We start from the raw sequence: 13,699 nt of genomic DNA, 5'->3' as shown, positions 1-13,699 counted from the left end.
GGGCTGACGGCTTCAGCGGACAAGGGTCTCCTGGAGGTGTGCGGCTCGGCGGTCGATCTCGGCGGCGATCCCGTCGGGTCCGGCGCCGAGGACACTGCGCGATTCGCTCACGATCGTCGAGGCGGCCAGCGCTCCGAACAGCCGCGACGCGTCCGCGGTGTCGGCGCCCTGGTGGCCGAAGCCGGGCGCCAGCACCGGCAGTGCGGGGCGGAGCGGAGTGCCCGTGCCGATGCCGTAGTCGCCGAGCGCGACCGTGGCCCCGAGCACGACGCCGACCGAGCCGATCGACGAGCGCGCGTGTCCCGCGTTCCAGGATGCCACGTCGGCCAGCACCGCGTGCGCCACGGTCGAGCCGGCGGCCGGCCCGTCCTGCAGCAGCGCGCGCTGCACCGGCCGCGCCTCGGCGTTGGAGGTCGCGGCGAGGACGAAGACGCCCTTGCCCGCCTCCTCGGCCAGCGCGAGCATGCCCTCGAGCGAGCCGACGCCCTGGTAGGCGGCGGCGGTCATCGCGTCGGCCTCGAGCGGCGAGCCGGGGCGCAGCCACGCCTCGGCGTAGGCCGTGACGCTCGTGCCGATGTCGCCGCGCTTCGCGTCCGCGATCACCAGCAGGCCCGCGGCGCGCGCGTCGGCGAGGACGCGCTCGAGCGCCGCGTAGCCCGCCGAGCCGTGCCGCTCGAAGAACGCGACCTGCGGCTTGACCAGGCCGACCCGGCCGGCCGAGGCCTCGACGACGCGTCGGCCGAAGGACTCCAGGCCCGCTGCGCTGTCGTCCAGGCCCCAGGCGTCGAGCAGGAACGCGTGCGGATCGATCCCGACGCAGAGCTGCCCGAACGCGTCGAACGCGGCCTCGAGCCGGGCGCCGAAGGACTCGGCACCCGGCTGCGCGGCGGCGTCCGTCACGCCGTGCGCTCCGCCCGGCGGATCGCGTAGTCCTGCAGGCTGGTCACCTCGAACGGCTCGGCGGCGGCGTCGAGCGAGGCGACGGCCGCGGCGAGCTGGGCGATGGTGGTGAACAGCGGCTTGTCCGCGGCGACTGCAGCGGCACGGATCTCGTAGCCGTCGGCGCGGGAGGCGCCGCCGCTCGGCGTGTTGATCACGACGTCGACCTGGTCGCGGTTGACCAGCTCCACGATCGAGGGCGCGTCGTCGACGGCCTCCTCGCTGTACTTGCGCACCACCCGGGCCTGGATGCCGTTGCGGTTGAGCACCTCGGCGGTGCCCTCGGTGGCGAGGATCTCGAAGCCGAGCTGGCGCAGGCGCAGCGCCGGCAGCACGATCGAGCGCTTGTCGCGGTCGGCGACGGAGATGAACACGGTGCCGCTCGCGGGCATGCCGCCGTAGGCCGCCTCCTGGCTCTTCGCGAACGCCCGGGGGAAGTCGCGGTCGATGCCCATGACCTCGCCGGTCGAGCGCATCTCGGGGCCGAGCAGCGAGTCGACGATCTTGCCCTCCTTGGTGCGGAAGCGCTTGAACGGCAGGACCGCCTCCTTGACCGCGATCGGCGAGTCCATCGGCACATCGGAGCCATCGCGCTCGGGCAGCAGGCCCTCGGCCTTGAGCTCGGCGATGGTCTCGCCGACCATCAGGCGAGAAGCGGCCTTCGCGAGCGGGATGCCGAGCGCCTTCGAGACGAACGGCACGGTGCGCGAGGCGCGCGGGTTCGCCTCGAGGACGTAGAGCACGCCCTGGCCGATCGCGAACTGCACGTTGAGCAGGCCGCGGACGCCGACGCCCTCGGCGATGGCGAGGGTCGCCTCGCGGACCTTGTCGATCTGCTGGCGGCCCAGGGTGACCGGCGGCAGGGTGCACGCCGAGTCGCCGGAGTGGATGCCGGCCTCCTCGATGTGCTCCATCACGCCGCCGATGTAGAGCTGCTCGCCGTCGTAGAGCGCGTCGACGTCGATCTCGATCGCGTCGTCGAGGAAGCGGTCGACCAGCAGCGGGTGCGTCGCGTCGATGATGCCCTCGTCGGCCATCCGGGCGAAGTAGTCCTCGAGCTGCGGGGAGCCGTAGACGATCTCCATGCCGCGGCCGCCGAGGACGAACGACGGGCGGACGAGAACGGGGTAGCCGATCTCGACCGCGACCTCGAGGGCGCCCTCGAGGTCGGTCGCCGTGCCGTTGCGCGGGGCGAGCAGGCCGGCCTCGTCGAGGATGCGGGAGAACGCGCCGCGCTCCTCCGCGAGGTCGATGTTGGCGGGGGTGGTGCCGAGGATCGGCACGCCCTCGGCCTCGAGGCCGGCGGCGAGGCCGAGCGCGGTCTGGCCGCCCAGCTGCACGACGACGCCGACGAGCTCGCCGGACTGCGACTCCGCGTGGATGACCTCGAGCACGTCCTCGAGCGTCAGCGGCTCGAAGTACAGGCGGTCGGAGGTGTCGTAGTCGGTCGAGACCGTCTCCGGGTTGCAGTTGATCATGATCGTCTCGAACCCGGCGGCCGAGAGCGCGAAGGACGCGTGCACGCAGGAGTAGTCGAACTCGACGCCCTGGCCGATGCGGTTCGGGCCGGAGCCGAGGATGACGACCTTGCGACGATCGGCCGCGACGACCTCCGTCTCCTCGTCGTAGGAGGAGTAGTGGTACGGCGTCAGCGCCGGGAACTCGCCGGCGCAGGTGTCGACCGTCTTGTAGACCGGGCGGACGTCGAGGTCGTAGCGGGTGCGGCGCACCTCGGCCTCGTCGAGGCCTCGCAGCTGCGCGATCTGCACGTCGGAGAAGCCGTGGTCCTTCGCCAGGCGCAGCACGCCGGCGTCGAGGCCGTCGTGCTCGCGCACCAGCTCGGCGATCTCGTTGATCAGCACGATCTGGTCGAGGAACCACGGGTCGATCTTGGTGGCCTCGAAGGCCTGCTCGACGCTCGCACCGAGGCGCAGCGCCTGCTGCACGGTGACGATGCGGCCGTCGGTCGGGGTCTTCGCGATCTCGAGCAGCTCCTCGACCGAGCGCGACTGGTCGCCCCAGTGGAAGGAGGAGCCGCGCTTCTCGAGCGAGCGGAGCGCCTTCTGCAGCGCCTGCGCGTAGTTGCGGCCGATCGCCATCGCCTCGCCCACCGACTTCATGGTCGTGGTCAGCGTCTTGTCGGCGGCGGGGAACTTCTCGAAGGCGAAGCGCGGCACCTTGACCACGACGTAGTCGAGGGTCGGCTCGAAGCTCGCCGGCGTCACCTTGGTGATGTCGTTCGGGATCTCGTCGAGGCGGTAGCCGATCGCGAGCTTCGCGGCGATCTTGGCGATCGGGAAGCCGGTCGCCTTCGAGGCCAGCGCCGAGGAGCGCGAGACGCGCGGGTTCATCTCGATCACGATGATCCGGCCGTCGGCGGGGTCGATCGCGAACTGGATGTTGCAGCCGCCGGTGTCCACGCCCACGTCGCGGATGATCCGGATGCCGATGTCGCGCAGCTTCTGGTACTCGCGGTCGGTCAGGGTCAGCGCCGGAGCCACCGTGATGGAGTCGCCGGTGTGCACGCCGACGGGGTCGACGTTCTCGATCGAGCAGACGACGACCGTGTTGTCGGCCGTGTCGCGCATCAGCTCGAGCTCGTACTCCTTCCAGCCGAGGATCGACTCCTCGAGGAGCACCTCGGTGGTCGGGCTCTGGTGCAGGCCGTCGCCGACCATCCGCACGAGCTCGTCGACCGAGTGCGCGAAGCCGGAGCCGAGGCCGCCCATGGTGAAGGAGGGGCGGATGACCAGCGGGTAGCCGAGGTCCTCGGCGAAGCCGATCGCCTCCTCGACGGTGTGCGCGATGTACGACTTGGCGACGTCGGCACCCGCGTCGAGCACGAGCTGCTTGAAGATCTGGCGGTCCTCGCCGCGGTTGATCGCCTCGAAGCTCGCGCCGATCAGCTCGACGTCGTACTTCTCCAGGATCCCGAGGTCGTGCAGCTGGATCGCGGCGTTGAGCGCGGTCTGGCCGCCGAGGGTCGGCAGGATCGCGTCGGGGCGCTCCTTGGCGATGATCGCCTCGATCGCCTTCGGGGTGATCGGCTCGACGTAGGTCGCGTCGGCGAAGTCCGGGTCGGTCATGATCGTCGCCGGGTTGGAGTTGACGAGGATGACCCGGACGCCCTCCTCGCGCAGCACGCGGCAGGCCTGGGTGCCCGAGTAGTCGAACTCGACCGCCTGGCCGATCACGATCGGGCCGGAGCCGATGACGAGGACGCTTCTGATGTCTTCCCTGCGGGGCATTACTTCTGCTCTCCGGTGGTCGAGGCGGTGGTGGTGGTCGAGGTGGTGGAGTCTGCGGTGGCGGGCTCGGCGCCGCCCTGCTCGGCCGTGCGCTGCACGACCATGGCGCGGAAGCGGTCGAAGAGGTGGTTCGAGTCGTGCGGGCCGGCCGCCGCCTCCGGGTGGTACTGGACCGAGAACGCGGGGATGTCGAGGCAGCGCAGCCCCTCGACGACCGAGTCGTTGAGGCTGTAGTGGCTGACCTCGACCCGGCCGAAGCCCTCGGGCGAGTCGAGCTCGCCGTCGATCGGCGCGTCGACCGCGAAGCCGTGGTTCTGCGAGGTGATCTCCACCCGGCCGGTCAGCTTGTCGAGGACCGGCTGGTTGATCCCGCGGTGGCCGAACGGCAGCTTGTAGGTGCCGAAGCCGAGCGCGCGGCCGAGCAGCTGATTGCCGAAGCAGATGCCGAAGAACGGCAGGTCCGCGCGGAGCGTGGTGCGCAGCAGGTCGACGTGGCGGTCGGAGGCCTCGGGGTCGCCGGGTCCGTTGGAGAAGAACAGCGCCGAGGGCTCGAGCGCGAGCACCTGCTCGGCCGTGGTCGACTCGGGCAGGACGTGCACGTCGAAGCCGCGCTCGGCGAGGTAGTTGACCGTCGAGGTCTTCACGCCCAGGTCGATGACGGCGACGGAGCCGACGCGCTCGCCCTGCGCGGGCACGGTGTAGCGCTCCTCGGTGGAGACGGAGGAGGACAGGTTCAGGCCCGCCATCTGCGCGCCGCCGAGCACCAGGGCGAGCTGCTCCTCCTCGGGGAGGGCGAGGTCCTCGCCGGAGAAGACGCCGGAGCGCATCGAGCCGAGCGAGCGGATGTGGCGGGTGATCGCGCGGGTGTCGACGCCGGAGATGCCGACGATGCCGTCCTTCTCCAGGTCGTCGTCGAGCGAGCGCTGCGAGCGGAAGTTCGAGACCACGCGGGAGGGGTCGCGGACGACGTAGCCGGCGACCCAGATGCGGCGCGACTCCTCGTCCTCGTCGTTCATCCCGGTGTTGCCGATGTGCGGGGCGGTCTGCACGACGATCTGACCGGCGTAGGACGGGTCGGTCAGCGTCTCCTGGTAGCCGGTCATGCCGGTCGCGAAGACGATCTCACCGAGCGTGCGGCCGCGTGCGCCGTAGGCCTGACCCGAGAATCGTCGTCCGTCCTCGAGGACGAGGACGGCGGTGGGTTCGGTGCTGAGGCGTGTGGTTGGCACGGACTAGGAGCCCTTCTGGATCGAGTCGGAGCCGCCGTCGGCGGTCCCGGGGTGGGAGGGGGAGGAATCGGGGCCGGCGAGCCGGCGGAGCTCGTCGACCAGTCGTCGTCGGAGCGCGGGGTCGGCCACGCGGAGGTAGCTGTCCACGACCTCCTCGCCGCGAGGCGACCAGGAGAGCACGAGCAGCCCGCCCTCCTCGACCGCGCGGTCGATGGCGTAGGAGCCCTCGCCCGCGCCGCGGAGGAGCGCCGCGGGGATCACGGTCTCGCGCTCGCCGACCGGAGCGATCACCACGCCGCGCTCGTGCAGGCGGAGCGTCGCCCGGCCGCGGAAGCCGAGGCCCGGCAGCACCACGCGCTCGAGCGGCTGCTCGAAGCGGGTGGTCGCGACGTAGGGCAGCTCGACCGCCTCGCGCTCGGCGCCGAGCGACGCGGCGGGCACGGCCTCGGGGGCGAGCGCGGCCGAGCGGCGCCGGCGCGCGCGCCAGGACAGCGCCATGCCGAGGAAGACGAGGGCGACGGCCGCGGCGATGACGATCGCGATGGCGGTCCTATCCACGGGCGCCCCTCGCTGCCGCGGCGACGGTCGCCGCGTCGACGAGCTCGCCGTCGAGGACGGTCGGGACACCGCGGTGCAGCGTCGCGACGACGCGGCCCGGCAGCTCCCGGCCGAGGTACGGCGAGTTGGTGCTGCGCCCGCGCAGGTCGCCGGTGGAGAAGCGGCGGCGGACCTCGGAGTCGTAGAGGACGACGTTGCCCGCGGCGCCGACGGCGAGGCCGTGCTGGTAGCCGTCGAGCCGGCCGATCCGCGCGGGGGCGGAGGAGAGCACGCGGGCGACGTCGGACCAGCTCAGCCGGCCGTCCTCGACGACCGCGGCGTGCACGACGCTCAGGGCGCTCTCGAGGCCGACCATGCCGAACGCGGCGGCGTCCCACTCGCAGTCCTTCGCCTCGACCGGGTGCGGGGCGTGGTCGGTGGCGACGATGTCGATGGTGCCGTCGGCGAGGGCCTCGCGGAGGGCGAGCACGTCCTCGTCGCGCCGCAGCGGCGGGTTGACCTTGTACCGGGCGTCGTAGCCCGGGGCGCCGTCGATCCCCGCGATCAGCTGCTCGGAGAGGAGCAGGTGGTGCGGGGTCACCTCCGCCGTCACGTCGATGCCGCGGGCCTTGGCCCAGCGGATCACGTCGACGGAGCCGGCGGTGGAGACGTGGCAGACGTGCAGGCGCGAGCCGACGTGCTCGGCCAGCAGGACGTCGCGGGCGATGATCGCCTCCTCCGCCACCGCCGGCCAGCCCTGCAGCCCGAGGGCGCTGGAGACGGCGCCCTCGTTCATCTGCGCGCCGACGGTGAGCCGCGGCTCCTGCGCGTGCTGGGCGACGACCCCGTCGAAGGCCTTCACGTACTCGAGCGCGCGGCGCATCAGCAGCGCGTCCGAGACGCACTTGCCGTCGTCCGAGAAGACCCGCACCGCGGCACGGCTGCGGGCCATCGCGCCGAGCTCGGCGAGCGACTCCCCCGCGAGGCCGACGGTGACCGCGCCGATCGGGCGGACCGTGGCGTAGCCCGCGTCCTCGCCGAGGCTCTGCACCTGCTCGACGACACCGGCCGTGTCCTGCACCGGCGAGGTGTTCGCCATGGCGAAGACCGCGGTGAAGCCGCCCGCGGCCGCGGCGCGCGTGCCGGTCAGCACCGTCTCGCTCTGCTCGAAGCCGGGCTCGCGGAGGTGGGTGTGCAGGTCGACGAGGCCCGGCAGCGCCAGGAGCCCGTCGGCGTCGATCACGCGCGCGCCGCTCGAGTCGACGTCGGTGCCGATCTCGACGATCGTCCCGCCGTCGATCAGGACGTCGGCCGTCGTCTCGTCGGCGAGCGTCGCTCCCGAGAGGAGGATCCTCGTACCGGTCATCACAGGACCTCCCTTTCACCGGACAGCAGCAGGTACAGCGCCGCCATCCGCACGGACACCCCGTTCGCGACCTGCTCGAGCACCGTGGAGCGGCTCGAATCGGCGGCGGCCGAGGAGATCTCGACGCCCCTGTTCATGGGTCCGGGGTGCATCACGATGGTATCCGGGCCGAGGCGGGCGAGCCGCTCGTCGTCCAGGCCCCAGATCCGCGCGTACTCGCGGCCGTTGGGGAAGAAGCCGCTCGACATCCGCTCCAGCTGGATGCGCAGCAGCATCACCACGTCCGGCAGTCCGGAGTCGATCGCGTCGTCGAGGTCGAAGCGGATCGTGGCCGGCCAGTCGAGGGTGTCGACAGGGACGAGCGTGGGAGGCGCGACGAGGGTGACCTCCGCGCCGAGCGCGGTCAGCAGCCAGACGTTCGAGCGGGCGACCCGCGAGTGCAGGATGTCGCCGACGATCGTGACGGCGACGCCGTCGAGGCTCTTGCCGCGGGAGGCGGCGGCGCCGTGCAGCCGGCGGCGGATGGTGAAGGCGTCGAGCAGCGCCTGGGTGGGGTGCTCGTGCGTGCCGTCGCCGGCGTTGAGGATGGCGGCGTCGATCCAGCCGCTGGCCGCGAGCACCGCCGGGGCGCCGGAGGCGTGGTGGCGGATGACGACGCCGTCCGCGCCCATCGCCGCGAGGGTCTGCGCGGTGTCCTTGAGGCTCTCGCCCTTCGAGACGCTGGAGCCCTTGGCGCTGAAGTTGATGACGTCGGCCGAGAGCCGCTTCGCCGCGGCCTCGAACGAGATGCGGGTGCGGGTGGAGTCCTCGAAGAAGAGGTTGACCACGGTCTTGCCGCGCAGGGTCGGCAGCTTCTTGACCTCGCGGTTCTGCACGTCGGACATGTCCTCGGCGATGTCGAGGAGGCCGATCGCGGTGGCGCGGTCGAGGTCGCGGGTGGAGAGCAGGTGCCTCATCGGGTGCCTCCGTCCGGTGCGGACTCGATCGCGACGAGGTCCTCGCCGTCGGTCTCGACCAGGCGGACGTTGATCCGCTCGCTGAGGCTGCTGGGGAGGTTCTTTCCGACGAAGTCCGCGCGGATCGGCAGCTCGCGGTGGCCGCGGTCGACCAGGGCGGCGAGCCGCACGGCGCGCGGGCGGCCGATGTCGCTGAGCGCGTCCAGGGCTGCGCGGATGGTGCGGCCGGAGAAGAGCACGTCGTCGACCAGGACGACGGTGCGGCCGTCGATGCTCGCCGGGACGGCGGTGCGCGCGGGCGTCCGCGTCGGGTGGTGGGCGAGGTCGTCGCGGTACATCGTCACGTCGAGCGAGCCGGAGAACACCGGGTCGGCCCCGGGCTCGATCCTGGCGATCGTCTCGGCGATGCGCCGCGCGAGCGCGACTCCGCGGGTCGGGATCCCGAGGATCACCAGCGACTCCGCGCCGCGATTCGACTCGAGGATCTCGTGAGCGATGCGCGTGAGAGCGCGCGTGATGTCAGCGCTGCTGAGCACGATTCGTGCCGTCACACCGACCTCCTTCCCCGTCTCTCTGGACGGCCTTAAAGGAAATGCCTCCCCGAGTATAGGGGTCCGCCTGCCGCGGACGCGGAGCATGCAGATCGAGCGGCGAGGCGAAGGACTCAGCGGCGGTCCTTCCTGCTGGTCGAGTAGCCCCGCAGGGGCGTATCGAGACCCGCCGTCCTCAGCCGGGCGGATCTGCAGACCCACGTTGTGACGCTGGTGGATCTCGATATGCCCGCTCCGCGGGCTACTCGATCAGCATGCAGCGGGACCCGCGGGGGTCAGGCCGTCGCGTGCGACTCGGCGACGGAGGCGAGCAGGCCGTTGATGAAGCCGGCCGAGTCGTCGGTGGACAGCAGGGTCGCCGCCTCGACGGCCTCGGAGATCGCGACGCCGTCCGGGACCGCGTCGTTGTGCAGGATCTCCCACACGCCGATCCGGAGGATCGCGCGGTCGACCAGCGGCATGCGCGAGAGCGTCCAGCCCTTCGCGAGCTGCGCGATCAGCGCGTCGATCTCGTCGGCGTTGTCGATCACGCCGTCGACGATCTCGCGGGCGTACAGCCAGGAGGCCTCACGCGCCGGCTCGTTGGCCGCGCGCTCCGCCTCGGAGCGCAGCGACTCCGAGAAGGAGATCTGCCGCACGTCGGCGTTGTAGATGATGTCGAGGGCGCGCTTGCGCGCCTTCGTCCGAGCGCTCACAGAAGGCCCGGCTCAGCTGACGCGGCCGAGGTAGTCGCCCGTGCGGGTGTCGACCTTGACCTTGGTGCCCTGCTCGAGGAAGAGCGGGACCTGGATCTGGTAGCCGGTCTCGACGGTCGCGGGCTTGGTGCCGCCGGTCGAGCGGTCGCCCTGCAGGCCCGGCTCGGTGTAGGTGATCTCGAGGACGACGGACGCGGGGAGCTCGACGTAGAGCGGGTCGCCGTCGTGCAGCGCGAGGGTGAGGTTCTGGTTCTCGAGCATGAAGTTCGCCGCGTCGCCGACGACGGCCTCGGGGACCGTGATCTGGTCGTAGTCCGAGGTGTCCATGAAGACGAAGTCCGCGCCGTCCCGGTAGAGGTACTGGAAGTCGCGACGGTCGACGTTGGCCGTGTCGATCTTGGCGCCGGCGTTGAAGGTCTTGTCGACGACCTTGCCCGTCAGCACGTTCTTCATCTTGGTGCGCACGAACGCGCCGCCCTTGCCCGGCTTCACGTGCTGGAAGTCGATGACGTTCCAGAGCTGACCGTCGATGCTGAGGACGGTGCCGTTCTTGATGTCGGTGGTAGAGGCCATGCGAAGGGGGATCCGTTTCGTGGAAGTCTGCTGATCGGCCGATCCGGCCAACCCATCGAGTGTAGTCGGTCCGGCCCGCGAGCGGCCGGGCCGCCTCCCCCGGCCGGACGATGCGGGCACGGAGGTGCCCGGAGCAGACTGGAGGGACGCCCACGACCGAGGAGGTCGCATGACCCTCAGCACCGCTCACTCCGGGATCGTCTCCGCGGCGGCCCGCTCGGACTTCTTCGCACCGACGCTCCCGGGCCAGAACATCGTTCCGCCGTGGTTCGCGGTCGTCTTCGCGGTCGTGCCGATCGTCATCGTCGCGGTGATCGTCCTGATCATCGTGCTGATCGTCCGCAACGTGCGCCGTGCCAAGCAGCTCGGCGTCGACCCGACCACGATGCGGACGGACATGGCCGCCCGCTACCTCCGCCACGGCGTCGGCCCGGCGGGCTCCTCGCTCACCGACCGCCTGGCCGAGCTCGACCGGCTCCGCGCGGCGGGCTCGATCAGCGCCGAGGAGCACGCCCGCGCCCGCGAGGCCGCGTTCACCGGCGACCGCGGGCCGGACGACCGGCGGGGCTGACCCCGCAGGTGCCGCTACGCGCCGATCTCCTGGTAGGCCGCGAACAGCAGCGACGTCTCCGGTCCCTGCAGAATGCTCGGCCGCGCCAGGTCGTCGAGCACCACGAAGCGGAGCATGCCCGCGCGCGACTTCTTGTCGCGCTGCATCGCGGCGAGCAGCGTCTCCCACCGGCCGAGCGGGTAGCTCGTCGGCAGGGTGAGCGACTCGAGGACGCTGCGCTGGCGATCGACGACGGCGTCGCTGAGCGAGCCGGTGAGCCGGGAGAGCTCCGCTGCGAACATCATGCCGACCGAGACCGCCGCGCCGTGCCGCCACTGGTAGCGCTCGGCGTGCTCGACGGCGTGGCCGAGGGTGTGTCCGTAGTTCAGGATCTCGCGCAGGCCCTGCTCGGTGAAGTCCTCGCTCACCACGCGCGCCTTGATGCCGATCGACAGCTCGACCAGGCTGCGGAACTCCTCCGACGTCGGGTCGGTCGCGAGGTCCACGTCCGACTCGATGATGTCGAGGATGCGCGGCTCGGCGATCATGCCGTACTTCACGATCTCGCCGAAGCCGGCCAGGATCTCGTTGCGCGGCAGGCTCGTCAGCACGTCGAGGTCGGCGACGACGGCGCGCGGCGCGTGGAAGGCGCCGACGAGGTTCTTGCCCTCGGCCGTGTTGATGCCGGTCTTGCCGCCGACGGCCGCGTCGACCATGCCGAGCACCGTGGTCGGCACCTGCACGAGGTCGACCCCGCGGAGCCAGGTCGCGGCGACGAAGCCGGCCAGGTCGGTGATCGCGCCGCCGCCGAAGCCGACGACCGCGTCGGTCCGGGTGAAGTCCGACTGCCCCATCACCTGCCAGCAGAAGGCGGCGACCTCGACGCGCTTGGCGGCCTCGGCGTCGGGCACCTCGGCGAGGAGCACCTCGTAGCGCTCGAGGAGGCTCTCCCGGATCTCGGCGGCCAGAACCGCGAGGGTCGGCGGGTGCACGATCAGCACCTTGGCCGCTCGCGGGCCGATCGCGTCGGCGAGGCCGTCGAGGAGGCCGCGGCCGACCGTGATGTCGTAGCCGTTCGCTCCGGTGACGGTGAGGGCGGTGGCGCCGTCGTTCATGCTCTTCTTCCGGTCGGGCGGCCGGTGGGGGCCGCCGGTTCTGTGGTTCTGGTGGATTCGGTGGTGCCGGTGGACTCGGTGGTGCCGGTGGACTCGGTGGTGCTCGCAGCGGAGTCGCCGACGGCCGCCTCGCGCTCGCGCACCCAGGCGGTCACCTCGGCGGCCAGGGTCGTGATCGGGCGGCGCGAGGAGTCGACGACGGTGTCGGCGAGCGACTCGTAGACCGCGCGTCGAGACTCGTGGATGCGCGTCCAGTCCGCGACGCCGCCGCGCACCAGCGGGCGGCCGGAGCCGAGCCGGTCGCGCACGGCCTCGGCGGTCGTGGTCAGCAGCACGACGGGGACGCCGGCCAGGTCGGCGCGCGTGCCCTCGTCGAGCACCGCTCCCCCGCCCAGGCTCAGCACGACGGCGCGCCGGACGGCCTGCTCGACGACGCGGCGCTCCTCGATGCGGAACGACGCCTCGCCGTGCAGGTCGAAGTACGCGGCGATCGGTCCGTGCCGGCGCACGAACTCGGCGTCGGAGTCGACGAACTCGGCCGCGAGGGCCTTCGCGACCCGCTTGCCGATCGTCGTCTTGCCGGCGCCCATCGGGCCGATCAGGACGACGCGGGCGCGGGCCGCGCCGGTATCGTGACCCGCCATCAGCGGGCCCGCCCAGGTAGGTGCTCGGGCATCAGACGAGACCGAGCGCCGGGTCGCTGGCGGCGAGGGTGCGCAGCTCCTCCGGGATCGCGTCGAGATAGCCCTGCAGGTTGCGGCGGGTCTCGGTGACGCTGTCGCCGCCGAACTTCTCGAGCACCGCGTTCGCGAGCACCAGCGCGACCATCGCCTCCGCGACGACGCCCGAGGCGGGCACCGCGCAGACGTCCGAGCGCTGGTGGTGCGCGCCGGCCGCCTCGCCGGTGGCGACGTCGACCGTGCGCAGCGCGTGCGGGACGGTGGCGATCGGCTTCATGCCGGCGCGGACCCGCAGGACCGTGCCCGTGCTCATGCCGCCCTCGGTGCCGCCGGCGCGATCGCTCGAGCGGCCGATGCCGCCCTCGGCGACGAAGAGCTCGTCGTGCGCCTCGGAGCCGCGGCGAGTGGTGGTCAGGAAGCCGTCGCCGACCTCGACTCCCTTGATCGCCTGGATGCCCATCAGCGCGGCGGCCAGCTGCGCGTCGAGCCGGCGGTCCCAGTGCACGTAGGAGCCGAGTCCCGGCGGGAGGTCGTAGGCGAGGACCTCGACGACGCCGCCGAGGGTGTCGCCGTCGTCGTGCGCGCGGTCGACCTCGGCCACCATCAGGGCGCTGGTCGCGGCGTCGTGGCAGCGCAGCGGATCGGCGTCCAGCGCGTCGACGTCGGCGGGGGTCGGCAGGGCCGAGCCCTCCGGCACGCGGACCGGGCCGATGGCGAGGGTGTGGCTGACGAGGGTGATGCCGAGCTCGCCGAGGAATCGGCGGGCGACGGCGCCGAGCGCGACGCGGGCGGCGGTCTCGCGGGCCGAGGCGCGCTCGAGGACGTTGCGCGACTCCTCGAAGCCGTACTTCTGCATGCCGACCAGGTCGGCGTGACCGGGGCGCGGGCGGGTGAGCGCGGCGCCGCGGCCCTTGGGCAGCGTCTCGGGGTCGCGCGGCTCGGCCGCCATCACGTCGACCCAGCGCGCCCACTCGGTGTTGCCGATGCGCAGCGCGATCGGGCCGCCCGTCGTGCCGCCGTGGCGGATGCCGGACGAGACGTTCAGCTCGTCCTGCTCGAACTTCATCCGGGCGCCGCGACCGTAGCCGAGCTTGCGCCGGGCGAGGTCGGCGCGGACGTCGTCGAGGGAGACGGGGACACCCGCCGGCAGTCCTTCGAGGACGGCGACGAGTTCGGGGCCGTGGGATTCCCCGGCCGTGAGCCAACGGAGCATCCTCCGATTCTCGCACACGCGCCCGACCGGGCTCGCGCCCGGCGGCC

At 72.2% G+C, this 13,699-nt stretch carries 13 protein-coding genes; 1 reads left to right on the top strand and 12 read right to left on the bottom strand.

The window, feature by feature from the left end:
* Positions 1–12: 12 nt before the first annotated feature.
* The 9 genes from pyrF to efp all read right to left on the bottom strand — a co-directional run bounded on the left by pyrF (position 13) and on the right by efp (position 10,094).
* A complete protein-coding gene (gene pyrF, locus EDF36_RS11120) occupies positions 13–900 on the bottom strand; it encodes an orotidine-5'-phosphate decarboxylase (RefSeq protein WP_123733057.1) in 888 nt (295 codons plus the stop codon).
* A complete protein-coding gene (gene carB / locus EDF36_RS11115; protein ID WP_123733056.1) occupies positions 897–4,187 on the bottom strand; it encodes a carbamoyl-phosphate synthase large subunit in 3,291 nt (1,096 codons plus the stop codon). Before carB ends, pyrF begins: the two co-directional genes overlap by 4 nt.
* On the bottom strand, positions 4,187–5,416 hold the full coding sequence (gene carA, locus EDF36_RS11110) for a glutamine-hydrolyzing carbamoyl-phosphate synthase small subunit (protein ID WP_123704390.1): 1,230 nt from the start codon (positions 5,414–5,416) through the stop codon (positions 4,187–4,189). Before carA ends, carB begins: the two co-directional genes overlap by 1 nt.
* 3 nt (positions 5,417–5,419) lie before the next feature.
* Positions 5,420–5,974, bottom strand: a complete 555-nt coding sequence (locus EDF36_RS11105) for a hypothetical protein (RefSeq protein WP_123733055.1) — start codon at positions 5,972–5,974, stop codon at positions 5,420–5,422.
* Complete coding sequence (locus EDF36_RS11100; protein WP_123733054.1) at positions 5,967–7,319, bottom strand: dihydroorotase; 1,353 nt, start codon at positions 7,317–7,319, stop codon at positions 5,967–5,969. The genes EDF36_RS11105 and EDF36_RS11100 overlap by 8 nt, the downstream gene beginning before the upstream one ends.
* Complete coding sequence (locus EDF36_RS11095; protein ID WP_123704396.1) at positions 7,319–8,275, bottom strand: aspartate carbamoyltransferase catalytic subunit; 957 nt, start codon at positions 8,273–8,275, stop codon at positions 7,319–7,321. The genes EDF36_RS11100 and EDF36_RS11095 overlap by 1 nt, the downstream gene beginning before the upstream one ends.
* Positions 8,272–8,826, bottom strand: coding sequence for a bifunctional pyr operon transcriptional regulator/uracil phosphoribosyltransferase PyrR (gene pyrR / locus EDF36_RS11090; protein WP_123733053.1), 555 nt, complete (start codon positions 8,824–8,826; stop codon positions 8,272–8,274). Before pyrR ends, EDF36_RS11095 begins: the two co-directional genes overlap by 4 nt.
* Positions 8,827–9,101: 275 nt before the next feature.
* Positions 9,102–9,521, bottom strand: coding sequence for a transcription antitermination factor NusB (gene nusB / locus EDF36_RS11085; protein ID WP_123446217.1), 420 nt, complete (start codon positions 9,519–9,521; stop codon positions 9,102–9,104).
* A 12-nt stretch (positions 9,522–9,533) separates the two neighbouring features.
* Positions 9,534–10,094 (bottom strand): elongation factor P, encoded by a 561-nt coding sequence (gene efp, locus EDF36_RS11080; protein ID WP_123446216.1) that lies wholly within the window; start codon positions 10,092–10,094, stop codon positions 9,534–9,536.
* A 169-nt stretch (positions 10,095–10,263) separates the two neighbouring features.
* Here efp and EDF36_RS11075 point away from each other — a divergent pair, with 169 nt between their 5' ends.
* A complete protein-coding gene (locus tag EDF36_RS11075) occupies positions 10,264–10,665 on the top strand; it encodes an SHOCT domain-containing protein (protein WP_123733052.1) in 402 nt (133 codons plus the stop codon).
* Positions 10,666–10,679: 14 nt separating this feature from the next.
* On the opposite strand, the gene aroB is transcribed toward EDF36_RS11075, so the two are convergent.
* The 3 genes from aroB to aroC are packed head-to-tail and all read right to left on the bottom strand — an operon-like array spanning position 10,680 to position 13,652.
* Positions 10,680–11,759 (bottom strand): 3-dehydroquinate synthase, encoded by a 1,080-nt coding sequence (gene aroB, locus EDF36_RS11070; RefSeq protein WP_123733051.1) that lies wholly within the window; start codon positions 11,757–11,759, stop codon positions 10,680–10,682.
* Positions 11,756–12,403: a shikimate kinase gene (locus tag EDF36_RS11065; RefSeq protein ID WP_123733050.1), complete on the bottom strand. Its 648-nt coding sequence runs from the start codon at positions 12,401–12,403 to the stop codon at positions 11,756–11,758. Before EDF36_RS11065 ends, aroB begins: the two co-directional genes overlap by 4 nt.
* A 31-nt stretch (positions 12,404–12,434) precedes the next feature.
* A complete protein-coding gene (gene aroC, locus EDF36_RS11060; protein ID WP_123446212.1) occupies positions 12,435–13,652 on the bottom strand; it encodes a chorismate synthase in 1,218 nt (405 codons plus the stop codon).
* Positions 13,653–13,699 lie beyond the last annotated feature (47 nt).

It is taken from the genome of Rathayibacter sp. PhB152, assembly GCF_003751395.1.
In the GTDB taxonomy this organism is placed as follows: Bacteria; Actinomycetota; Actinomycetes; order Actinomycetales; family Microbacteriaceae; genus Rathayibacter; species Rathayibacter festucae.
This window is presented reverse-complemented; position numbering and strand designations above follow the sequence as displayed.